Origin of the sequence: Asticcacaulis sp. (assembly GCA_024707255.1) — a bacterium.
GTDB lineage: Bacteria > Pseudomonadota > Alphaproteobacteria > Caulobacterales > Caulobacteraceae > Asticcacaulis.
Map to the genome: position 1 here is coordinate 1,730,335 of JANQAC010000001.1, position 20,757 is coordinate 1,751,091.

At 60.7% G+C, this 20,757-nt stretch carries 21 protein-coding genes; 17 read left to right on the plus strand and 4 right to left on the minus strand.

Annotation, left to right across the window (positions count from 1 at the left end; genetic code table 11):
• Positions 1-41 precede the first annotated feature (41 nt).
• Positions 42-1,043, minus strand: a complete 1,002-nt coding sequence (locus tag NVV72_08480; protein ID MCR6659364.1) for a hypothetical protein — start codon at positions 1,041-1,043, stop codon at positions 42-44.
• A gap of 205 nt (positions 1,044-1,248) precedes the next feature.
• Between NVV72_08480 and NVV72_08485 the strand changes: the two genes are divergently transcribed.
• The 5 genes from NVV72_08485 (at position 1,249) to NVV72_08505 (ending at position 8,761) form a co-directional block, all read left to right on the plus strand.
• The gene (locus NVV72_08485) at positions 1,249-4,194 is read left to right on the plus strand and encodes an ATP-dependent DNA helicase (protein MCR6659365.1); all 2,946 of its coding nucleotides are present in this window, start codon (positions 1,249-1,251) and stop codon (positions 4,192-4,194) included.
• Between the two features lie 191 nt (positions 4,195-4,385).
• Positions 4,386-5,504, plus strand: a complete 1,119-nt coding sequence (locus NVV72_08490) for a DUF2125 domain-containing protein (protein MCR6659366.1) — start codon at positions 4,386-4,388, stop codon at positions 5,502-5,504.
• 94 nt (positions 5,505-5,598) lie between these two features.
• Positions 5,599-6,393 (plus strand): chorismate mutase, encoded by a 795-nt coding sequence (locus NVV72_08495; protein ID MCR6659367.1) that lies wholly within the window; start codon positions 5,599-5,601, stop codon positions 6,391-6,393.
• A 12-nt stretch (positions 6,394-6,405) separates the two neighbouring features.
• Complete coding sequence (hisC, locus tag NVV72_08500; protein ID MCR6659368.1) at positions 6,406-7,503, plus strand: histidinol-phosphate transaminase; 1,098 nt, start codon at positions 6,406-6,408, stop codon at positions 7,501-7,503.
• A 157-nt stretch (positions 7,504-7,660) separates the two neighbouring features.
• Positions 7,661-8,761 carry an aromatic ring-hydroxylating dioxygenase subunit alpha gene (locus tag NVV72_08505; GenBank protein MCR6659369.1) on the plus strand — a complete coding sequence of 367 codons (1,101 nt, stop codon included), beginning with the start codon at positions 7,661-7,663 and terminating at the stop codon, positions 8,759-8,761.
• A 58-nt stretch (positions 8,762-8,819) separates the two neighbouring features.
• On the opposite strand, the gene NVV72_08510 is transcribed toward NVV72_08505, so the two are convergent.
• Entirely contained in the window at positions 8,820-9,473 is a 654-nt protein-coding gene (locus NVV72_08510) for a TetR/AcrR family transcriptional regulator (protein MCR6659370.1), read from the minus strand.
• Positions 9,474-9,731: 258 nt separating this feature from the next.
• Here NVV72_08510 and NVV72_08515 point away from each other — a divergent pair, with 258 nt between their 5' ends.
• From NVV72_08515 to NVV72_08525, 3 genes are all read left to right on the plus strand, one after another.
• Positions 9,732-9,935 (plus strand): twin transmembrane helix small protein, encoded by a 204-nt coding sequence (locus NVV72_08515; protein MCR6659371.1) that lies wholly within the window; start codon positions 9,732-9,734, stop codon positions 9,933-9,935.
• A gap of 112 nt (positions 9,936-10,047) precedes the next feature.
• Complete coding sequence (locus NVV72_08520; protein MCR6659372.1) at positions 10,048-10,614, plus strand: cob(I)yrinic acid a,c-diamide adenosyltransferase; 567 nt, start codon at positions 10,048-10,050, stop codon at positions 10,612-10,614.
• Positions 10,615-10,633: 19 nt separating this feature from the next.
• On the plus strand, positions 10,634-11,134 hold the full coding sequence (locus NVV72_08525; protein ID MCR6659373.1) for a hypothetical protein: 501 nt from the start codon (positions 10,634-10,636) through the stop codon (positions 11,132-11,134).
• Here NVV72_08525 and NVV72_08530 read toward each other — a convergent pair whose 3' ends face one another.
• Complete coding sequence (locus NVV72_08530) at positions 11,135-11,425, minus strand: hypothetical protein (protein ID MCR6659374.1); 291 nt, start codon at positions 11,423-11,425, stop codon at positions 11,135-11,137.
• A 219-nt stretch (positions 11,426-11,644) separates the two neighbouring features.
• Between NVV72_08530 and NVV72_08535 the strand changes: the two genes are divergently transcribed.
• From NVV72_08535 to NVV72_08555, 5 genes are all read left to right on the plus strand, one after another.
• Positions 11,645-12,391 (plus strand): electron transfer flavoprotein subunit beta/FixA family protein, encoded by a 747-nt coding sequence (locus tag NVV72_08535; GenBank protein ID MCR6659375.1) that lies wholly within the window; start codon positions 11,645-11,647, stop codon positions 12,389-12,391.
• Complete coding sequence (locus NVV72_08540) at positions 12,392-13,324, plus strand: electron transfer flavoprotein subunit alpha/FixB family protein (protein MCR6659376.1); 933 nt, start codon at positions 12,392-12,394, stop codon at positions 13,322-13,324.
• A gap of 116 nt (positions 13,325-13,440) precedes the next feature.
• Positions 13,441-14,319: a 3-hydroxybutyryl-CoA dehydrogenase gene (locus tag NVV72_08545; protein ID MCR6659377.1), complete on the plus strand. Its 879-nt coding sequence runs from the start codon at positions 13,441-13,443 to the stop codon at positions 14,317-14,319.
• Positions 14,320-14,766: a hypothetical protein gene (locus tag NVV72_08550; protein ID MCR6659378.1), complete on the plus strand. Its 447-nt coding sequence runs from the start codon at positions 14,320-14,322 to the stop codon at positions 14,764-14,766.
• Complete coding sequence (locus tag NVV72_08555) at positions 14,763-15,932, plus strand: DUF418 domain-containing protein (protein MCR6659379.1); 1,170 nt, start codon at positions 14,763-14,765, stop codon at positions 15,930-15,932. Before NVV72_08550 ends, NVV72_08555 begins: the two co-directional genes overlap by 4 nt.
• 186 nt (positions 15,933-16,118) lie before the next feature.
• Here NVV72_08555 and NVV72_08560 read toward each other — a convergent pair whose 3' ends face one another.
• Positions 16,119-16,754 (minus strand): TlpA family protein disulfide reductase, encoded by a 636-nt coding sequence (locus NVV72_08560; protein ID MCR6659380.1) that lies wholly within the window; start codon positions 16,752-16,754, stop codon positions 16,119-16,121.
• A gap of 205 nt (positions 16,755-16,959) precedes the next feature.
• On the opposite strand from NVV72_08560, the gene argH reads away from it, so the two are divergent.
• Genes argH through NVV72_08580 form a run of 4 tightly spaced genes read left to right on the plus strand, consistent with a single transcriptional unit; the run spans position 16,960 to position 20,523 of the window.
• Positions 16,960-18,327: an argininosuccinate lyase gene (gene argH / locus NVV72_08565; GenBank protein ID MCR6659381.1), complete on the plus strand. Its 1,368-nt coding sequence runs from the start codon at positions 16,960-16,962 to the stop codon at positions 18,325-18,327.
• Positions 18,324-18,665: a hypothetical protein gene (locus NVV72_08570; GenBank protein ID MCR6659382.1), complete on the plus strand. Its 342-nt coding sequence runs from the start codon at positions 18,324-18,326 to the stop codon at positions 18,663-18,665. Before argH ends, NVV72_08570 begins: the two co-directional genes overlap by 4 nt.
• On the plus strand, positions 18,666-19,982 hold the full coding sequence (gene lysA, locus NVV72_08575; GenBank protein MCR6659383.1) for a diaminopimelate decarboxylase: 1,317 nt from the start codon (positions 18,666-18,668) through the stop codon (positions 19,980-19,982).
• A gap of 19 nt (positions 19,983-20,001) precedes the next feature.
• Positions 20,002-20,523 carry a DUF4175 domain-containing protein gene (locus NVV72_08580; protein ID MCR6659384.1) on the plus strand — a complete coding sequence of 174 codons (522 nt, stop codon included), beginning with the start codon at positions 20,002-20,004 and terminating at the stop codon, positions 20,521-20,523.
• The last annotated feature ends 234 nt before the right edge of the window (positions 20,524-20,757 follow it).

Here is a 20,757-nt window from a genome sequence, read left to right on the forward strand (position 1 = left end):
AAATCCTTCAAAGGCCGCGCTGTCAAGGCGCGGCCTTTCTTTTACCAGTAACTGCCTGTTTTCAGGCACTTCTGCCAGTGACTGTTGGCGCGCATCCGGCAGGCCGTATCCGAACACAGGGCGGCGTCGGCCTGGTGCTTCTGGGCGCATTGCCGTTTGTTGGGATTATCGCCCGCGGCCTGAACGGACTTGGGCGTGCCCAGCAGGGCCTTCATTTCGGGGGATGTGGCATAGCTGGCGGGATTCTTGCCGAAGGTATCGGTGGCTGAGAGGCTGGCGCCATGAGCGACGAGGATTTTCGCCATTTCCACCCGGTCGCGTTCAGCGGCGGTGTGCAGAAGTGTCGAGCCGGTATTGTCCTTGTCGTTCACCCCGACACAGTTCTCGATATAGGCGGTCAGTTCATCCGGATGATTGTACCATATGGCGTCGCGGGCGCGCAGGCGCGCGCGGTTCTGCGGCGTGCGGCCGTCATTCGTGGTTGCGGTGACTGCGCGCTCGCAATATCCCATCTCGTCCGTGCCCTGATGAGGCCCTTGGTTGGACGCCAGGGCGGTCGCTGGACTGACCGGCGCGGGCTTCGCCTTTGGCGCTGCGGGCGGTTGCGGCGGCAGGCTGGCGAGATAAGCCTTCATGGTGCTGTCATAGGCATATTGCGCCGGTGTCTTGCCGGATGTGTTTTTGACATCCAGCCGCGCGCCGTGCGCCAGCAGAATCTTGACCGCGCTAAGCTTGTTGCCGTCGATCGCGGTGTGCAGCAGCGTATTGCCGGATGAATCGCGCGAATTGATATCGACGCAGTCTTCCAGGAGCGCGATCAGTTCATCGTCATTGTTTAAAAACACGTCCTCTCGCGCCCGCAGTCGCGGATCGGTGGCCTGCTTGACCACGCCGTCATTGGGTGTGTTCACGACCGCTTCGCAGGCGCCGCCCTTGGTGTAGGTGGCGGCAATGGCGGCCGGACCGGACCCGGCGGTAATGGCCCCTACCACCAGGCATCCGGCGAAAAGACCGGTGGCGGCAAATATGGCAAATTTTTTCATTCGGTTCCCTCCCTGGCGAAAACCTAATATGCGCCTGAAACCTGGTAAAGCCGGCAAACACTTAGCCCGGTAAAATACGGATGGTGCGCGGCTTTTTTCTTCGCGATTCCGTTTATGGCGTCGCTTTCCGGATGATCTGGATTCTGTTTCACATTTTGTTCCTTTTGATCTTGGCCATGTCCCCGGCGCACGTTAAGCTTTGGCTGTGAGTGAAGACGTAACCCTGAAATCCCCTGAAACGCCTATAGGAACGCCGGTCTGGTGGCGTGACCACGCGCCCAAGGCGGCGCTGGGATATTCGCCGGCGCGCGCCTTTATCGCGGGGGAGGACGCCCGTGCGCTTTCCGTCAATGAACTGCGGGAACTGTGGGGCCGTGAGCCCCTGATCGTCGCCAATGCCGCCCTGGTCCGGACGCGCCTGTTCGGCAATCGCCAGCACCGCGAGGCGCGCCATTTCGATGTCCTGGAATTGTTTGCCTTTGTGCGCCCGGCTCAGTTTTGTGCGCCCTCGGTGGCGGGGCTGGCTCTGGCCTGCGGTTATCCGGAACCCCAGACGCCGGAGGCCCAGGCGCAGGTGTTGTTCGATGTCGTCACCCGCCTGTGTGAAGACCTGAAGGCCGCGCCGCTCGGCTTCCGGCTGGTGGCGCAATCGGGCGTGCGGCTGATGGAAAAGCAGGGCTGGCCGTGGGCGCCGCTGCTTCAGGCCGTGCTGGATGAAAGCCAGATACCGGCCGATTACGTCCCGCCGCCGGCGCTCGATGTCTGGACCCTGCTGGAGGAGTGGGAAGACCAGCCGCCCGAAGGCCAGGCGCGCGCCGTTTCGCTGACCGAAGAGGAGGTCGGTGCGGCGCTGGATGCCAATCTGGCCCGCGCCGGGCTCGATGAACGCCGGCCGGAACAGCGCGAATTTGCCCAGAAGGCCCGCGATATTTTCGCGCCGAAATTCGTCAAGGACCAGCCCAACATGTTGCTGGCCGAGGCCGGCACCGGGGTCGGCAAGACGCTTGGTTATCTGGCGCCGGCGCATGCCTGGGCGCGCAAGGCGCAAGGCCAGGTATGGGTCTCGACCTATACCAAGGCCCTGCAGAAGCAGATCTATAACGACACCCGCGCCCTGTTCGACAGTCCGCACGAACGCGCCGAACAGGTGGTGGTGCGCAAAGGGCGGGAAAACTATCTCTGCCTGCTCAATTTCCAGGAACGGCTGAACGGCGCGCATAGTCAGCCGGAAATCATCATGGCCGTGCTGATGGCGCGCTGGGTGCTTTACAGCCGCGATGGTGACATCATGAGCGGCGATTTCCCGACCTGGCTGCCGTCGCTTTTGCCGCCCACCTCGCCGGCCCATGTTTTCCAGACCCTGACGCCTTCGGCGCTGGTCGATCGACGCGGCGAATGCACCTATGCCGCCTGTCCGCATTATCGCGTCTGCTTCATCGAAAAGTCGGTGCGCAAGGCGAAATCGGCCACACTCGTCATCGCCAATCACGCCCTCGTCATGGCGCAGGCGGCCTACGATCTGCGCGATACGGCGCGGGCTGAAATCGAAGCCGAACTGAACGGCGAGGACATGCAGGACGAGGTGGCGGTGCCCGCCCTGTCGCGGCTGATCTTCGACGAAGGCCACCATGTCTTCGAGGCAGCGGACTCTGCCTTCGCCACGCGGCTTTCCGGACTGGAGGCCTTTGAGTTGCGGCGCTGGATACGCGGCAATGAAGGCCGGTCGCGGCGTGGGCGCGGTCTGGAGGCGCGACTGGGCGACCTGCTCTCCGGCGACGAAACCTCGAAACAGGCCATGCAGGAACTGATGCGCGCTGCCGCCGTCCTGCCGGCGGAAGGTTTTTCCCAGCGCATCACAGTACGCACGCAAAACGGCGGCGGTCTCGATCCGGTGGGGCCGATCGAGGCCCTGCTGGTGGAGGTCTACCGGCAGATTGATGTCCGACTGGGCGAGGCGCGCCTTCGCTCCCGCTTTTCGCAGGATGCCGATCAGGGCGGCGAATGCGAGGCACATCCCTGTCTGGAAGGCGTGGCCCACGGCGGCGAAGACCGCGGCGCGCGCCGCCCGGCGGCCATCGAGGTGCCCCTGCTGGCCCTGGTCCGGGCGCTGGAAGATCGCTTAAGCAGCGGCAAGGAAGATATCGAACCGGCGGACCGTATCCGTATCGAAGGTGCGCTGCGTGGGCTGGAGCGCCGGGCGCGGATGCTGCTGCCGGCGTGGCGGGCCCTGTTGCAGCAACTGACGCTGGATGATGAACCGACTCCGGAGGGGGCGCAGACAATCGACTGGTTTTCGACCGAGGTGATCCGTGGGCGGGTTGTCGATGTCTGCCTCAATCGCCATTATGTCGATCCCTCCCTGCCGCTGGCGGACTATGTCCTCAAGCCGGCGCATGGTGTGCTGGTGGCCTCCGCCACCTTGAGCGACGGCATTAAGGTGGAAGAGGGGGAGAACCGGGACATTTTCGCCCTGGCTCGCCAGCGCACTGGCGCCAATCATCTGGTCATGGGCGCCAAGGCGATCCGCGTCGCCTCGCCGTTCGACTATGCCTCGCAGGCGCGTCTGTTTGTCGTCACCGATGTCAGCCGCGAGGACGCCCGCTCGGTGGGAGCGGCCATGCAGGCCCTGTTCGTGGCGGCGAAGGGTGGCGCGCTGGGGCTTTTCACCGCTATCCGCCGTCTGAAGGCGGTCTATGAGCAGATCAACAAACCGCTCAGCGAGCAGGGCCTGTCGCTTTATGCCCAGCATGTCGATCCGCTCGATGTCTCCGACCTGATCAGCGTCTTCCGCGCCGAGCATAACTCCTGCCTGTTGGGCACGGACGCCATTCGTGACGGCGTCGATGTGCCGGGCCAGGCCCTGCGGTTGATCGCCTTTGACCGCATTCCGTGGCCGCGCCCCGATACCCTGCATCGCGCGCGCCGCCAGCATTTCGGTCAGAAAATCTATGACGATGCCCTGACGCGCGCCAAGCTGGCCCAGGCGTTCGGCCGCCTGATCCGCCGCAAGGACGACAAGGGCGTCTTCGTCATGCTCGATTCCGCTGCGCCAACGCGGCTGTTTTCCGGTCTGCCAGAAGGGGTTCTGGTGCAGAGATGTACACTGGCGGAAGCGATTACCGCGATCGAGATGTTTTTGTATCCGAATTGACTTTGTTCAGGGCGGCGTGTTTGGTTAATGCTCAATCGGTCTTCGCCCGGCCCGTTTACGGGGAGGGGGGACCATCGCTTGCGATGGTGGGAGGGGCTATTGTCTGTGGAATTGCCCCTTCCGTCATTTCGCTTCGCTCAATGCCACCTTTCCCATAAATGGGGCAGGCGGGGTAATCCGAGGACCGCACCGTGACAGACGACCTGACCTTACCTGCCAAGCCGCAAAAGAAGGCCAGCCGCTGGGGGCTGTTCGGTCCTGTACTGCTGCTGGCCCTGATCTGCGCGGCATGGAGCGGCTATTGGTTCTATACCGCCGGGCGCATCCAGGCGCAGATTCTGCAACACCAGAAGGCGCTGATCGCCGCCGGTTACCAGGCCAGTTTCGATCCGATCAAGGTCACGGGTTTTCCTTACCGCATGGTCATCGATTTTCACCGCCTGAACATCATCTCGCCAAACGGAAAGGGCTTTTCCGCACCGACCGTCCGTGCCGAGGCCAATGCCTATGCGCTTGATAACTGGGTAGCGGAAGCGCCCCAGGGGCTGACCCTCTATCGCGGGCGAACCGGCGGGATCGACCGCGGCAAGGTCTCGGTCATGGGCAACGGCCTGCGGGCCAGCGCCTTCAACCTGTCGAAGCCGGTCCCGACCGTCGCCATTGAAGGCAATGACCTGATCCTGGCCGCTTCGGATGCCGGCTATCCCTTGCCGTTCACCACGGCGAAAACGCTTGAGGCGCATTTGCGCCCGACCGCCAATGTGGCCGACAGCGCCGATTTCATGCTGAATTTCACCGGCGCGCAGGGGCAGCCGAAGAGCCTGGCCGGTGACTTCGGTGCCAGCAAGGCGCTGTCACTGCAGGTCGAGGGCGCGATCAGCCATGTCTCGACCCTGCGTGACACCGGCGTTTCCAGTGCCTGGGCGGCGAAGGGTGGGCAGGTCTCGGCCTTTCGGCTGAAACTGGTGCAGGGCGGTCTGGCGCCTTTGCCGACCAATATCTTTACCACGGACTGCAAGGCGGCCAGTGCCGGCGATCTCAATGTCTGCGCCAGCAGCGACCTCCTGACCCCGGATGCGGCGGGGCGAGTCAATGGCAAGTTGAATATCGAGATGTCGGGCACGTTCAACCCGATCGATGTGCTGGGCGCGCTGAACCTCATTTCTCAGGAAAACATGACCATTGCCCGGCCTCTGCTCAACATGACCCTGGCGACGCAGGGGGCGCAGAAATTCCCCGTCGAATTTCATAATGGCGGGGCCTATATCGGTCCCTTGAAAGTTTCAGATGCACCTATACTGCCCTGGTAGGCTTTTATACTGACTTTTTGCCAAACAAGACTTGTGGTGTAGGTGGTGGAAGCCTAAAGTCAGGGCTTCCTGTCGCCTAATAGGATGTGGTTTATTGAGTACGCTTGCTGATCTCCGCACGCAGATTGACGCCCTTGATGCGGAATTGCTGCGTCTTGTTGACGCTCGTGCCGCATTGGGCAAGGCCATCGGCGAGGCCAAGGCAAAGGAAGAGCCGGCCAACACCCAGGTGTCGCTCCTGCGTCCGGATCGTGAAGCCATGTTGATCCGCAAGCTTCTGGCCATGCCGCGTCAGGCCGCCAGCGAGAATGTGGTCGTGCGTATCTGGCGTGAACTGATTTCAGAAAACCTGCGTATTCAAGGGGCCGCCAGTAATGGCGGCCTTCATTTGAATCTAAGCACCGCCGAACACTCCAAGGAGGTGCTGGTGTGGGCGCGCGAACGCTTCGGTTTCGCTCCGAGCTTTGGTTATGTCAATGACGCCACGGCGGCCATACAGGCGGCGCGCGATGTCCGTCATATCTCCGTTTTGAGCCTCGATCCGCGCGGCGGCGCCTGGTGGGCGCGCCTGCTGGCAGAGCCGAAGGTGCGCATTATCGCCGCGCTCCCCGAACTCTCGACAGTCCGGCCGCACGCCGTGGCGCTGGCCGCCATTGCGCCGGAACCAACCGGCGACGACATGACCTTCTGGGTCAGCGATTCCGCCGAACACGAAAACAAGATCATCGAAGCGCTTGGCCAGCGAGGCTTTGCCGCCGAATGGCTTTGCACCGCCCAGGGCTTGAAGCTGTTTGGCCTTATCGGCTATGTGCAGGAACACGATGAGCGGCTGGTGACCAAGACGCTTGGCAGCCTGTCGGGCATTATCGGCGCTGCACCGCGCATTTAAAGAGATATGGAAATGACCAAGACCGCACCCGCGCCTAAAGCGGGCATACTTGATATCGCCCCCTATGTCGGCGGCAAGTCGAAGATCGAGGGCGTCACTGAGCCGATCAAGTTGTCCTCCAACGAGAATGCGCTGGGCTGCTCGGCGCTGGCCATAGAAGCCTATGAAAAGGCAAAGGAAAAGCTGTTCCGCTATCCCGATGGCCATGCCGCGCCCCTGCGCGCTGCAGTCGCGGAATATCACGGCCTGGAGCCGGAACGCCTGGTCTTCGGCAATGGTTCGGATGAAGTTTTCGCCCTGCTGAACCAGGTCTATCTCGAAGCCGGCGATAATATCGTCACCGGAGAGCACGGCTTCCTGGCCTATCGCATTTCGGCGCTCGCCTGTCAGGCCGAGGTGAAGCTGGCTGAGGAGCCGGACCAGCGTATCAGTATCGAAAAGCTGCTCGAACTGGTCGATGACCGGACGAAGATCGTCTATATCTCCAATCCGGCCAACCCGACCGGCACCTGGAACACGCCGGAAGAAATCGCTGACCTGCGGGCGCGGCTCGATCCGTCCATCCTGCTGTGTATTGATGAAGCCTATGCCGAATTCGTCGACGAACCGACCTGGGAAACGGCATTCCCGATGGCGCGCGGCCTGGATAATATGGTCGTTACGCGCACCTTCTCGAAAATTCACGGCCTGGCTGGCCTGCGTATCGGCTTCGGCTACTGCCCGGTCGATGTGATCGCCGCTATCGATCGTATCCGTCTGCCATTTAACGCTAATCTGCCGGCGCAATATGCCGCCGTGGCCGCCTTGCAGGATACCGTCCATATAGAGGCATCGCGCCAGCAGGTGCTGAACTGGCAGCCGCGCCTGCGCCAGGCGATTGCCGGCCTGGGCTTCGATATCCGCAAGGGGACGGGCAATTTCGTGCTGGTTTATTTTAAGGATGGCGAGGAAGCGGCGCGCGCCAATGAATTCCTGATGTCGCAGGGCATCATCATCCGTCATGTCGCCAACTACGGCCTGCCGCAATGTTTGCGCATTACCGTCGGCAAGGACGAGGAAAACCAGGCGGTGATCGAAGCTCTGGGGAAATTTGCGGCTTTGAGGTCTTAAAGCGAAACCACGAATGTACACGAATAAGCACGAATATTAGTGTTTATTCGTGTACATTCGTGGTCCCAAACCTGCTTTTGCACCTATTTGACGCATCGTTTGCCGCAATGTGCCATGCTATCTATATTGCTGACACGCTCACAGCCGAAGTTTCCCCATGCCTGACCAATCCGCCCCTGCCGCCAATACAAAGATCGTCTTCGGACAGGGTTTCCTGAAGGACTGCTGGTGGTTTGCCGCGCTTTCGGGCGATCTGGTAGCCGGCAAGCTGCAACGCTATGTCATACTGGGTGAACCGGTCCTGCTGGCGCGTGACCTTGATGGCCGCGCCTATGCCATGCGCGATATCTGTCCGCACCGTGCGGCGCCGCTTTCCGCCGGCGAGATGATCCGTGATGGCAGGGGCGGGGCCTGTGTTGTCCAGTGCTGCTATCACGGCTGGACCTTCGATACCGAAGGCACCTGCAAGAGCATCCCGTCGCTCACTGCCGATCAGCCGATGGATGTCGAGAAGATCAAGGTGCGGTCTTACGAAATCCGCGAACAGCAGGGCATAATCTGGATCTATATCACTGCCGATCCGCGTCGCCCGACCGCGCCCGATCACGAACCGCCGATCCTGCCGGGCGTGGTGGGTGGGAAGCCCATAATCGTCGAGACCATGGATTTCGACAGCCATATCGATCACGCTGTCGTTGGCCTGATGGACCCGGCGCATGGCCCTTATGTGCATCAGCAATGGTGGTGGCGGTCGGCCAAGAAACAACTTTCCAAGATCAAGCAATTCGAGCCACGAGAATACGGCTTCTCGATGGTGCGCCACGCCCCGTCTTCCAACAGCCGCGCCTACAAGATCCTCGGCGGCGCGCCGGCCACCGAGATTACCTTCCGCCTGCCGGGCATTCGCTATGAGCATATCGAGATCGGCACCCAGCAAGTTCTCGGCCTGACCTGCCTGACCCCGATCGATGAAAATACGAGCCGCATCACCCAGATTTTCTGGTCTGACCACGGCCTGTTCCGTTTTATCGCGCCGCTCTTTCGCTATGGCGCCAAGGCGTTCCTCAAGCAGGACGGGGACATGGTCAATCTTCAGAACGAGGGACTGAAATATGATCCGGCCCTGATCTGGATCGACGATGCCGACACCCAGGCCAAATGGTATCAGCAACTCAAAAGGGAATGGATGCAGGCACGCGCCGAGAAGCGGCCCTTCGCCAATCCGGTAAAGCCGACGACCCTGAAGTGGACGAGCTAAACAAAAAGCCTTCAATCGGATGATTGAAGGCTTTTTTGTTTAGCTGTGAAACTTAAGTTTAAGCCGCTTTCAATCCGGCGACGACCAGTGCGACCTGAGCATTCAGGCTTTTGGCCAGCCTGTCCATGTCGAAAGCGCCGCTGTCATCGCTGCCCTGATAGGCACGGCGAAGATTGGCGAGGCACAGGTCTTCCAGCACCTCGGCCGCGCATTCGACGCTGACGGACTGCGGCACTTCATTGCGCGCCTGCGCCGACTTCAATGTATCGAGAAGGACGAAGCGGATCAGGTCGCTCATCTGCCCGACCTGATTGACCGGGGTCTGGCCCTGGCTCCATTTCATCACGAAGGCGGAGAGCACGATGCGGGCATTATGCTGGGTGGCCTCATAGCCGCGCATCAGTTGCGTATGCAGGCGGCTGACCAGGTCGAGCTTTTCGTCAAGCGCATCGCGCATGGTGCGGATCACGCGATTGTTTTCGCTTTCCAGCACGGTCAGGAAAATTTCGTTCTTGTCCGCGAAGTTGGCGAACAGGGCGCCGGTGGAAAGGCCGGCGGCGCGGGCGATATCGCGCAGGGTGGCCGCTTCGAAGCCGCGCTCACGAAAAAGGGTCGCCGCCGACTCAAGAATCTTCAGGCGGTTACGTTCTTTCGACTTGGCGCGATTGCCGGCCGGAACGGGTTTATCGCTGGCGATGGCAGTCTCACTCACAGGGTCGGTGGCATGGTGGGGATCGTACATAACGCGTTACTCGCACACAAAAATGAAGTTTACCTTCGGGGAAGAATTTTCGTCGGATTTGCCCTATTTAGTATGGCCATCTGCCTATTACAAGGATGACGCCGTTATTCCGTGCGTCACTTTTCAATACGCACAGGAACAGCGGATTCAACGCGCGGCATCAGAAAATCCGTCGCTATCCCAGGATAAATAACTCGACTTTTGGCTATAAAAAGGCGATTTTGTCACATGACCAAAATACTTTTCTATCTGGCGCTTCTCGCCATGTTTGCCGTGCTTGTGGTGCTGGGCGCCGGCATATTCAGTCTCGTGCGTGGCGGCACTTTCCGCGAGAACTGGTCGAACAAGCTGATGCGCCTGCGCGTGCTGTTCCAGGCCATCGCCATTGTGTTGTTAGTCATCCTTGCCTGGGCGATGCACCATTCTTCTTAATCGCTTAAGCGCCGGACTAGGCGTCCCCCAAGGCTCCTCGCACCGGCTCGGGCGGGTCATGTTTATTTAAGAGCTTGGGCCCCTGCCGAACCATAACTACTTTGGAATTTAGATGGTCAAGCTCAACAAGATCTACACCCGCACCGGTGACGACGGCACTACCGGCCTGGCCGACGGATCGCGCCGGCCAAAGCACGATCTGCGCCTGGTCGCCATCGGCAGCGTCGATGAAGCCAATGCAGCCCTGGGACTGGTGCGGCTGAACAGCGCAGGCGATCCTGCGCTGGATGCCTTGCTGGCGTGTATTCAGAACGAATTGTTCGATCTCGGCGCCGACCTGGCCACGCCATCAGATGATGTCTCGTGGACGCCGCTGCGCATCAAAGCGCATCAGGTCTTGGCGCTTGAAGCGGCGCTTGATGCCTATAATGAACCGATCGCGCCCCTGACCTCCTTCATTTTGCCGGCGGGATCGGCCTTGAGCGCCCATCTGCATCTGGCGCGCACCGTGGCGCGGCGCGCCGAGCGCGATGCCGTTGCCCTGGCCCGGATCGATGGCGAAGCGGTCAATCCGGAGGCATTGAAATACCTCAACCGTTTGTCCGACCTGTTGTTTGTGTTGGCGCGTCATGCTAACGATCAGGGCCGTGCCGACGTTTTGTGGGTGCCGTCGAAATAGCCGCCGCGAGAGTATGATGATGTCGAAAACCTTTACCGCCATTGCGCTTGCCCTGCCTTGTTTGCTGCTGACGCAATGCGATGCCGTCGAGAAGGCGGCCGGCAGGAGCAATGCGGAAAATCCGGCGGTGGCTTTCGACGTAGCGATTGAAATGACCCCGGCCGCCGCGGCGCGCTTCAAGGCGACCGGCGATACCCTGGTGGTGGATGTCGCCTATTACGGCTACCCGACCGAGGCCGCGCGACCGAAAGCCAACGGCCTGCATCAGATCGACCTGGGGCAGGAGCGGGTGGGCGTGCTGCCCAATGTGGCGAAGGTGCATATGCCCGGCGGCGGCCTCAATCAGAAGGGCCTGGCCGATATTGTCGATGGGGATGTCATGGTGCTGGTCGATGGGTACAGCATCACGCCAGCCAGCAACGAGGACAACCAGGTCCGGTGCAGCTATTACCGCGACCGGCTGGAAATGGCGCGCAGCAAGCCGCCCGTCCTGAAGTGCGATATTCCCGCGAACGACTGATTATTTCGAGGCGGCGCTGCTGACCGCACCATTTACCGCTCTGGCGTTGCTCGCCTTCAGCGCATCGTCATGATAATCGATGGTGGCTTTTTCGCCGTCTTTGCGGCCGGTGATGGTCGAAAGGGCGATGGGTGCATAGCACTTGTGCGCCTTCCAGGAATACCAGCCCTGGGCGCTCTCGCACTTCTTCTTCGGAATGTCGTAGAGCCAGCCATAGCCGACAATGCCCGCGCTGCACAAACCGAGCATGATGATGAAGACGTATTTCAGTTTGCCGATCTGGCTGGGCATGGGCAGGGTTTTCCGAAGGCGTAACTTGACGTGAACGTAAACATGTGGTTATTCCTTTATGCGCCAATAATGATGATGGGGCAATGGAAAACGTCCGCTAAAATACCAAACAGGAATTGACTTTGCGGACGTTGGTCGTCATGTGAAGCCCCATATGAATCCCCTGGCCGACATGCCCGGCAAAGGCATCAGGAAACGAACTGAAAAAGGTTAGAAGCCATGAAGATTTTGGTCCCCGTCAAGCGGGTGCTGGATTACAACGTCAAGGTCCGGGTCAAGTCCGACCAGTCGGGCGTCGATCTGGCGAACGTCAAGATGTCGATGAACCCGTTCGATGAAATCGCCGTCGAGGAAGCCACCCGCCTGAAGGAAAAGGGCGTGGCCACCGAGATCGTCGCCGTCTCGATCGGGCCGGCCCAGGCGAAGGATACCATCATCACGGCGCTGACCATCGGCGCCGATCGCGGCATCCTGATCCAGACCGACCAGGACGTTGAGCCGCTGGCTGTGGCCAAGCTGCTGAAAGCCGTGGCCGAGGCCGAAAAGCCCGACCTGATCATCATGGGCAAGCAGGCGATCGATGGCGATAACAACGCCACGGGCCAGATGCTTTCCACTTTGCTCGATTGGCCGCAGGCCACCTTCGCCTCGAAGGTGGTCATCGAGAACGGCGAGGCTCAGGTCACCCGTGAAGTCGATGGCGGTCTGCAAACCCTCGGCGTCAAGTTGCCGGCGGTTATCACTACCGACCTGCGCCTGAATGAGCCGCGCTATGCCTCCCTGCCCAACATCATGAAGGCGAAGAAGAAGCCGCTGGAAACCAAGACCGTTGCCGATTACGGCGTCGATGTCACGCCGCGCCTGAAAGTTCTGAAAGTGACCGAACCACCGAAGCGTTCGGCGGGTAAAAAGGTGGCCGATGCCGCCGAACTGGTCGCCAACCTCAAGTCCGCAGGAGTTCTCTAAATGGCCGCTCTCGTTATTGCCGATCATGACGGCGTCCATCTGCGCGACACCACGCACAAGACCGTAACCGCCGCGCTTTCCCTGTCTTCGGATGTCGATGTGCTGGTCTATGGCGAAGGCGTGAAAGCTGTCGCTGATGCGGCTGCCAAAATCGCTGGCGTCCGCAAGGTGCTGGTCGCTGAATCCGCCGACCTGAAGCAGGATATTGCCGAAGATGTCGCCGCGCTCATCACCGGCCTCGCCGCCAATTATGATGCGGTCGCCATTCCGGCCTCGGCGTCGGGTAAAAACTTTGCGCCGCGTATCGCCGCCTCGCTTGACGTCTCGTTGCTGTCGGACGTGATGGAAGTGGTAGATGGCTCGACCTTTGTGCGCCCGATCTATGCCGGCAACGCGCTGGAAACCGTCCAGACCTCGGAAGCCAAGAAGGTCCTGACCGTCCGCACCACGGCCTTCAAGGCGTCGGCTGAAGGTGGTTCGGCTTCGGTCGAGACCATCACTGCGCCTGCCGCCAAGGCCGGCACGCGCTTTATCTCGGAAGAGAAGGTCACCTCGGATCGCCCGGAACTGGGCGCCGCGAAGATCATCGTTTCCGGTGGTCGCGCGCTCGGTTCGAAAGAAGAGTTCGACGCCGTGATCGATCCGCTGGCTGATAAGCTGGGCGCCGCCGTCGGCGCCAGCAGAGCCGCCGTCGATGCCGGCTATGCCCCGAACGACTACCAGGTCGGCCAGACCGGCAAGGTGGTGGCGCCGGAGCTTTACATTGCCGTCGGTATTTCGGGGGCCATCCAGCACCTGGCCGGCATGAAGGACTCCAAAGTGATCGTCGCCATCAACAAGGATCCCGAAGCACCGATCTTTTCGGTGGCTGATTACGGCCTGGTGGCGGATTACAAGACCGCCGTGCCCGACCTGATGAAGGCCCTGGGCTAAGCTGATTTAGTCCCTCCCCGAACCGTCGGGGAGGGACAATTTTTTCACGGCTATTGCCTTGCCGCAAGGCGCGCTTTATCTCCGTAACAAGATACAAATTCTACAAGGCGGACAGCATGACCACGATCAGGACCGTAGGCATTATCGGCGCAGGCCAGATGGGGGCGGGGATCGCCCAAGTCTGCGCGCAGGGCGGTTATGAGGTCGTGCTGTATGATGCCTCGGCCGACGCCGTGAAAGCCGCCGTGGGGCGTATTGAAAAGGGCCTCAGCCGCCTGGTCGAAAAGGAAGCGATCACGACTGAGCAGGCGACGGATGCCCTGAAGAAACTGATGCCGGCGGCGTCCGTTTCGGAACTGAAGGATTGCGACCTGGTCATTGAGGCCGCCACCGAAAAGGAAGAGGTCAAGAACGCCATCTTCCGGTCGGTGTGCGAGCATCTGAAACCTGAAGCGCTTCTGGCCTCCAACACCTCGTCCATCTCGATTACGCGCCTGGCTGCCGCCACCGATCGCCCCGGCAAGTTCATCGGCCTGCATTTCATGAATCCAGTGCCGATCATGAAGCTGGTCGAAATCATCCGGGGCATTGCCACCGACGCCGCGACCTACGAAACGGCGGTCGCCTTTGCTCAGTCGCTTGGCAAGATCACCGCCAATTCCGAAGATTTCCCGGCCTTTATCGTCAACCGCATCCTGATCCCGATGATCAACGAAGCCATCTACACGCTCTATGAAGGCGTCGGCACGGTCGAGGCCATCGATACCGGCATGAAGCTGGGCACCAACCACCCGATGGGACCGCTGGAGTTGGCCGATTTCATCGGTCTCGATACGGTGCTGGCCATCATGAACGTGCTTTATGAAGGTCTGTCGGATTCGAAATATCGTCCGTGCCCGCTGCTGGTCAAATATGTCGAGGCCGGCTGGTATGGCCGCAAGACGGGCCGCGGCTTCTACGATTATCGCGGCGAAAAGCCGGTCCCGACGCGCTAGATGCCAAATCCGGGGCTCAGTTATCGACAGCCCGAACTGCGCTGGATGGCTATCGCCGGCGCGGCCGCGCTGTGCCTGCACGGCCTGTGCTGGCTAGGCGCCATTATGCTGAACGGCCATTCGGGCGCCTTTGCCGAGGTGCAGCGGCAGGTGATGCTGGCCCTGTTCTGGATGATCGGCACACTGATCATCTGGAAGATCGCGCCGTCGCCCTCGCGTCTGCACGCCGTCATGACCGTGCTGGCCTGCGCCCTGTTCGTCTGCGGCATCGGCTCGGTTTTCGCCATCGCCAATCTCGTCTTCATTCAGCACTATACCCTGAACAGCGTGATGAAGACGCTGGGCCTGGCCAGCCTCCTGCTGCTCCTGATGCAGCTTTGCCTGGCCGTGCCTTCGGCCATCCTGTTGCAGGCGATCGCCTTGAAACGTAATTCAGCCGCCGGATGACCGCGCGCATCCGCACACTCGATCATGTGCGCGGCCTGAGTATTCTGGGCATATTGCTGGTCAATGCCATCGCTTTTGCGCAACCCTTTGCGGTCTACAGCCAGCCCAATATATCGCCCCTGCCGCTGGGTCATGACGATCTGACCGTCTGGTGGGTGATCGAGACCTTTTTCAAGGAAAAGTTCATCACCTGCTTTACCCTGCTGTTCGGGGTGAGCGTCTATCTGGTAGGCCGTGATCGAAATCCTGCCGATCCGGCTTACCGGACGCCGCTGTTTCGCCGGCTGGCCTGGCTGGTGGTCTTTGGCCTGATCCACGGCGCCCTGATCTGGCACGGTGATATCCTGTTGTCCTATGCCCTGACCGGTTTCATTTTCTGGCGCTGGCAGGATGCCTCTGCGCGTAAGCTGTTGGTCTGGGGCCTCGGCCTGTTTCTCGCCGGTGCGGTGGTGATGCTGGGGCCGAATATCGCTACGACCTTTCAGGGTGAACATGTCACGCCGGATTATGGCGATCTTGCGGACATTACCGCCCGGATGCGCGGGCCTTTCCTGGTCTCGATGGCGCAGAATGCCGCGGTCTGGAGCGAGACCATTGTCAGCGAGGTTCTGGGCTATATGCCGACCACCCTGGGCCTGATGATGATTGGACTTGGGCTTTTCAAATCGGGCATTCTGCGTGGCGAGGCGAAGATACGGACCTATGTTCTCCTGATCGCGGCGGGCGCGGTGAGCCTGGCGCTGATCGGCTGGCAGGCGCGGGTCACGCTGGTGGCCGGCTTTCCTTATCCTGAGATTTTTGGCCTCTACGCCCTGGCCAATGACCTTTTGTGTCTGCCGGTGGCTTTGGGCTATCTCAGCGTGCTGGTCCTGATCGGCCGGACATCGGTAGGGGCGGTGCTGCTATATCCGCTGGCCTGCGCCGGGCGGATGGCTTTCACCAACTATCTGACGCAGTCGCTGATCATGACAGGATTGTTCTACGGTGGACGCGGACCGGACTGGTTTGGTGAAATGAACCACGCGGCGCTGGTGCCAATCGTCGCGGCCATCTGGATCGGTCAACTGGCTTTCAGCACGATCTGGATGACGACTTTTCGCTATGGTCCGTTTGAATGGGGCTGGCGCTGTTTGACTTACGCGCGCTGGATGCCGATCTTGAAGTAAGAAGCCCCACCACCATTCGCTACGCTCATGGTCCCATGGCTTGCGAAAGCAATACTTTCGCTGACGCCAAACCCCGACAAGTCGGGAAGGTATGATAAGGCAGACTTCTTATACCTCCCCAATTTATTGGGGAGGGGGACCGCGCCATTCTTTATGGCGTGGTGGTGGGGTTTCTTGCTTTTTTACCTATTCCGCCAGCAATTTATCCAGCAGGGCCTGAACCTCCGGGGTATCCCACTTGGCCTCACCATCGAGGCGGGCGACCTGACGGCCCTGCTTGTCAAGGATCAGTGTGCCGGGCATTCCGGTAATATTGTATTTTGATGGTGCCTGGAATTCCTGGTCGGCATAGACCTCCAGCGGCTGCTGCACGTCCATGAAGGACTTCACATCGGCAAACTTGTCCTCGGTGTCGACGCTGAGTGGCAGCACCTTTACGCCCTTGCCGGCATAGTGTTCCTGCAATTTGGCCAGGGTTGGCATTTCGAACCGGCAGGGCGCACACCACGTCGCCCAGACATTCAGAACCACGACCTGGCCCTTGAAATCGCTCAGTTTTACAGGCTTCTGGTTGCGGTCGATAAAGCTGATGTCCGCGATAGTGACGGGCGCCTCGTTCGTCACCAGCTTGGCCAGCGCGCCCTTGGCATAGACGGCGAGGGGCCCCTTGGCCTGGGCCACGGCGGGCGCGGTTGTCGCCGTCGTCTCGGCGCCCGGCAATGTGCCGGCCGGCTTTGTCACCAGACGCCAGGTTACAAGCCCGACGAGCGCCAGAACCACTATGGTAACAATGGCAATCACCGCTGCTGGCGGGCGCTTCATTTTTCTGACCCTGGGCGTGTTTGCGGCCTTGGGTTCCGCGGCGTCCTCCGCTATAGGCATGACCGCCGGGGCGACAGAAGGCTCGCTCTGAATTTCAGATTCCGTTGAGGGCTGCTCGCCGTCCTCATTCAACCTGGGTTCCGTCATGACCGATCCATCCGCCCAAAAAGCCCCGAACGCGCAGGCCCCTCAACAGGGCCAGAAAATGTGGGGCGGCCGTTTTACTGCCCGACCCGATGAGATTATGCAAGCCATCAATGTCTCCATCGATGTCGACAAACGCCTTTGGCAGCAAGACCTTGCGGGCTCGAAAGCCCACTGCGCCATGCTGGCCAAACAAGGTATCATAAGTTCGGAAGACTCCCAAATCATCCTGAACGGGCTGGAAACCATTACCGCCGAGATCGAGGCGGGCACCTTCCCGTTCCGCGCCGAGTTCGAGGACATTCACATGAATGTCGAGGCGCGCCTGCGCGAACTGATCGGCGTCACAGCCGGCCGCCTGCATACCGCCCGCTCGCGCAATGACCAGGTGGCGACTGATTTTCGCCTGTGGGTGCGTGATCAGGTCGATATTACCATCCGGCAGCTTTATGATCTGCAAGGTGCCCTGCTCAAGCGTGCGGAAGACTATGCCGATGCCCTGATGCCGGGTTTCACCCATTTGCAGCCCGCCCAGCCGGTAACCTTCGGCCATCACCTGATGGCCTATGTCGAGATGATCGGCCGCGACCGCTCACGCTTTATCGACGCCCGCGCTCGTATGAATGAAAACCCGCTGGGCTCGGCGGCGCTGGCCGGTTCGCCCTTCCCGATCGACCGCCATATGACGGCTCAGGCGCTCGGCTTCGATCGCCCGACCGGCAACAGCCTTGATGGCGTGTCCGATCGTGATTTCGCGCTGGAATCCCTGAGCCATGCCGCTATCTGCGCTGGCCATTTGTCGCGGCTGGCCGAGGAAATCGTCATCTGGACCACGCCCTATTTCGGTTTCATCCGCCTGTCGGATTCGTTCTCGACCGGCTCCTCCATCATGCCGCAGAAGCGCAATCCCGATGCCGCTGAACTGGTGCGCGCCAAGACCGGCCGCATCAATGGCGCGCTGATCGCCCTGACCACGGTGATGAAGGGCCTGCCGCTGGCCTATTCCAAGGACATGCAGGAGGACAAGCCGCCGGTCTTTGAGGCTTTTGATGCGCTTGATCTCGCCATCCGCGCCATGACCGGCATGGTGCTCGATCTCGAAGCCAATACCGCCAAAATGGCCGCGGCCGCCGGCGCCGGTTTTTCAACCGCCACCGACCTGGCCGACTGGCTGGTGCGGAACTTAGGCATTCCCTTCCGTGACGCGCACCATATTACCGGGGCGGCGGTCAAGCTGGCGGAAACCCAGGGTGTGGACTTGGCGCAACTCCCCTTGAGCGATCTGCAAAATCTGGAAGCCAGGATCACCGATGATGTGTATAAGGTGTTAACACCTGAGGCCAGTTGCGCCAGCCGTCAAAGCTACGGCGGCACGGCGCCCGATCAGGTCCGCATTCAAATCCAGCGCTGGAAGGATCAACGCTCATGATGACGCCTAAAAAGACCCGCCTTGCCTTGACGATCGTGCTGGGCGCGGCGCTGGCTGCCTCCCTGCTGTCGGCCTGCGGCAAGCTGGGCGATCTCGAACGCGCGCCGCCGATGATGAACAAAAAGGCGGCCGCCGAATGGTCCACATCGCAGAACCCGGATGGCGGTGTCACCACCACGACTGATTCATCGACTTCGCGCGCCACGGAAAAGGCGACGCCGGACGCCGATGCCAAGAACAGCATGGAAAACCCCTATGCCGTCAACAAACGCATCCAGGATGCGCCCCTGGAAGGCACGGGCAGCAATAACGGCTTCCGCGATGCCCCCAATAAGTAGATGAACCATTTCGAGTACCACGACGGCGAGCTTTACTGCGAACAGGTTGCCTTGCGCGAACTGGCCGATACGGTCGGCACGCCGCTTTATGTCTATTCCTCGGCGACGCTGGAACGGCATTATAATGTCTTCGCCGACGCCCTGTCGTCCAAGCCGGAACTGCGCAGCCCGAAGGGTGAGGCGCCGCTGGTGGCCTATGCCGCCAAGGCCAATTCCAACCTGGGCGTTCTGGCCACTCTGGCAGCACAGGGCTGCGGCGCCGATACGGTCTCCGAAGGTGAAATCCGCAAGGCGCTGAAGGCGGGTATCCCGGCCGATCGCATTGTCTTTTCCGGCGTCGGCAAGACCGATGCGGAAATGGCTTTCGCGCTGACAGCCGGCATCTATCAGCTCAATGTCGAGTCACGCCCCGAACTGGAACGCCTGGCGCGCGTGGCGGCCGAACTCGACATGGTGGCGCCCTTCGTCATCCGCATCAATCCGGGGGTTGGCGCCGGCGGGCATGAGAAGATCACCACGGGCGGTGCCAAGGATAAGTTCGGCATTTCGGCGGCGGAAGCCCTGTCGCTCTATGCCGCTGCGGCTGGCCATCCCAACCTGGCGCCCATGGGCATTGCCTGCCATATCGGCAGCCAGATTCTCGATCTCAAGCCGTTGCAGGAAGCCTTCACCAAGATGCGCGGCTGGGTCGAGCAGTTGCGCGCCGAAGGGCTATCAGTCGAGCGCCTCGATCTTGGCGGCGGGCTGGGCGTGCCGTACTTTAATCAAAAGGAACCGGCCAGCGTGGCCGACTATGCCGAAATGGCGGCGTTGGCCGCTGGCAATCTTGGTGTGCGCTATACCTTCGAGCCGGGCCGCCTGATCGCCGCCAATGCCGGTGTGCTGATCTCGAAGGTGGTGCATGTCCATGAGCGCGCAGACAGCGGCCAGCAGTTCCTGGTGATCGACGCGGCAATGAACGACCTGATCCGCCCAGCGCTTTACGATGCCTTCCATGATATTCGACCGGTCGCGCGTCCCGGCAACGAGACGGCGACCTATGATGTGGTCGGCCCGATCTGCGAAACCGGCGATACCTTCACGCGCGGCCGGGAAATGCCGGTGATGCAGGCGGGTGACCTGGTGTCCTTCATGAGCGCCGGGGCCTATGGCGCCGTGATGGGAAGCGAATATAATTCGCGGCCACTCGCGCCGGAGGTGTTGGTGCGTGACGCTGACTGGTCTGTCGTGCGTCCTCGGCCGAGCTATGAAGAGATGATGGCGCGCGAGCCCCTGCCGGGCTGGCTGTCGCCGGCGCCAAAGGCGCGGACAGCCTGATTTTGGAATAGGGGGGCCTATGCAGCAGAGCAATAAATCACCGTTGGCGCCGCTGAATCGCGGGCTGTTCCTCACGAAAGCGACGATGATCTGGGAGCGTCTGCTGCTGCCGTCCCTGTTTCCCTTTGTCCTGCTGGCCCTGCTGGTGGCGGTGGCCGGGCAGTGGGGGCTGTTCGCCCTGGTGCCGCAAGCGGCGCATATCGCTGTGCTGGTGGTGGGCCTGATCCTCTGCGTCATTGCCGCGGTGCGCACGATTTTAAGCTTCCGGATGCCGACCTTCACCGAAATCAATACACGCCTGGCGCTGGATAACGACCTTAGACCGGAGCACTTGCTGGCCATGCGCCACGAGAAGCAGCAGCCGCCTTTGAAGGTCGGCAAGGCCAAGGCGGGCATTGCGGCCTCCGATCCGTTTGCCCTGCGCTATGTGGCGCTGGCGGCGGCGATTTTGGGTTTCCTGATCCTTGGGCCAGTGCCGGTGGCCCAAGTAATCAAAGCCTTTAATCCGTTAGGTCAGAATATAGTTTTGGCCAGCAAATGATGGATGGTGCGGTTAAATTTTACGGTATTGCGACCTTTATCGCGCTCGTTACTGTTTTTTCGATCAGTCAGGTATTTCGTGGCGTGACGACCGGTCGGATCACAAGCCCATCTACCTTACTGCCCACGCGTAACCGGACACAGCATCCTATCCGTTTCTGGATGTCCATGACCTATTATGTTGTCTGGATTTTGGGGGCTGTGTACGCTGCTGTTACGTACTTTGTTACAGGCG

Excerpts from the sequence above, each read along its gene's own strand:
- NVV72_08480 (MCR6659364.1), bottom strand. The coding sequence starts at position 1,043 with ATGAAAAAATTTGCCATATTTGCCGCCACCGGTCTTTTCGCCGGATGC.
- hisC (MCR6659368.1), top strand. The coding sequence starts at position 6,406 with ATGACCAAGACCGCACCCGCGCCTAAAGCGGGCATACTTGATATCGCC.
- NVV72_08505 (MCR6659369.1), top strand. The coding sequence starts at position 7,661 with ATGCCTGACCAATCCGCCCCTGCCGCCAATACAAAGATCGTCTTCGGA.
- NVV72_08515 (MCR6659371.1), top strand. The coding sequence starts at position 9,732 with ATGACCAAAATACTTTTCTATCTGGCGCTTCTCGCCATGTTTGCCGTG.
- NVV72_08520 (MCR6659372.1), top strand. The coding sequence starts at position 10,048 with ATGGTCAAGCTCAACAAGATCTACACCCGCACCGGTGACGACGGCACT.
- NVV72_08525 (MCR6659373.1), top strand. The coding sequence starts at position 10,634 with ATGTCGAAAACCTTTACCGCCATTGCGCTTGCCCTGCCTTGTTTGCTG.
- NVV72_08530 (MCR6659374.1), bottom strand. The coding sequence starts at position 11,425 with ATGCCCAGCCAGATCGGCAAACTGAAATACGTCTTCATCATCATGCTC.
- NVV72_08535 (MCR6659375.1), top strand. The coding sequence starts at position 11,645 with ATGAAGATTTTGGTCCCCGTCAAGCGGGTGCTGGATTACAACGTCAAG.
- NVV72_08540 (MCR6659376.1), top strand. The coding sequence starts at position 12,392 with ATGGCCGCTCTCGTTATTGCCGATCATGACGGCGTCCATCTGCGCGAC.
- NVV72_08545 (MCR6659377.1), top strand. The coding sequence starts at position 13,441 with ATGACCACGATCAGGACCGTAGGCATTATCGGCGCAGGCCAGATGGGG.
- NVV72_08550 (MCR6659378.1), top strand. The coding sequence starts at position 14,320 with ATGCCAAATCCGGGGCTCAGTTATCGACAGCCCGAACTGCGCTGGATG.
- NVV72_08555 (MCR6659379.1), top strand. The coding sequence starts at position 14,763 with ATGACCGCGCGCATCCGCACACTCGATCATGTGCGCGGCCTGAGTATT.
- NVV72_08560 (MCR6659380.1), bottom strand. The coding sequence starts at position 16,754 with ATGAAGCGCCCGCCAGCAGCGGTGATTGCCATTGTTACCATAGTGGTT.
- argH (MCR6659381.1), top strand. The coding sequence starts at position 16,960 with ATGTGGGGCGGCCGTTTTACTGCCCGACCCGATGAGATTATGCAAGCC.
- NVV72_08570 (MCR6659382.1), top strand. The coding sequence starts at position 18,324 with ATGATGACGCCTAAAAAGACCCGCCTTGCCTTGACGATCGTGCTGGGC.
- lysA (MCR6659383.1), top strand. The coding sequence starts at position 18,666 with ATGAACCATTTCGAGTACCACGACGGCGAGCTTTACTGCGAACAGGTT.
- NVV72_08580 (MCR6659384.1), top strand. The coding sequence starts at position 20,002 with ATGCAGCAGAGCAATAAATCACCGTTGGCGCCGCTGAATCGCGGGCTG.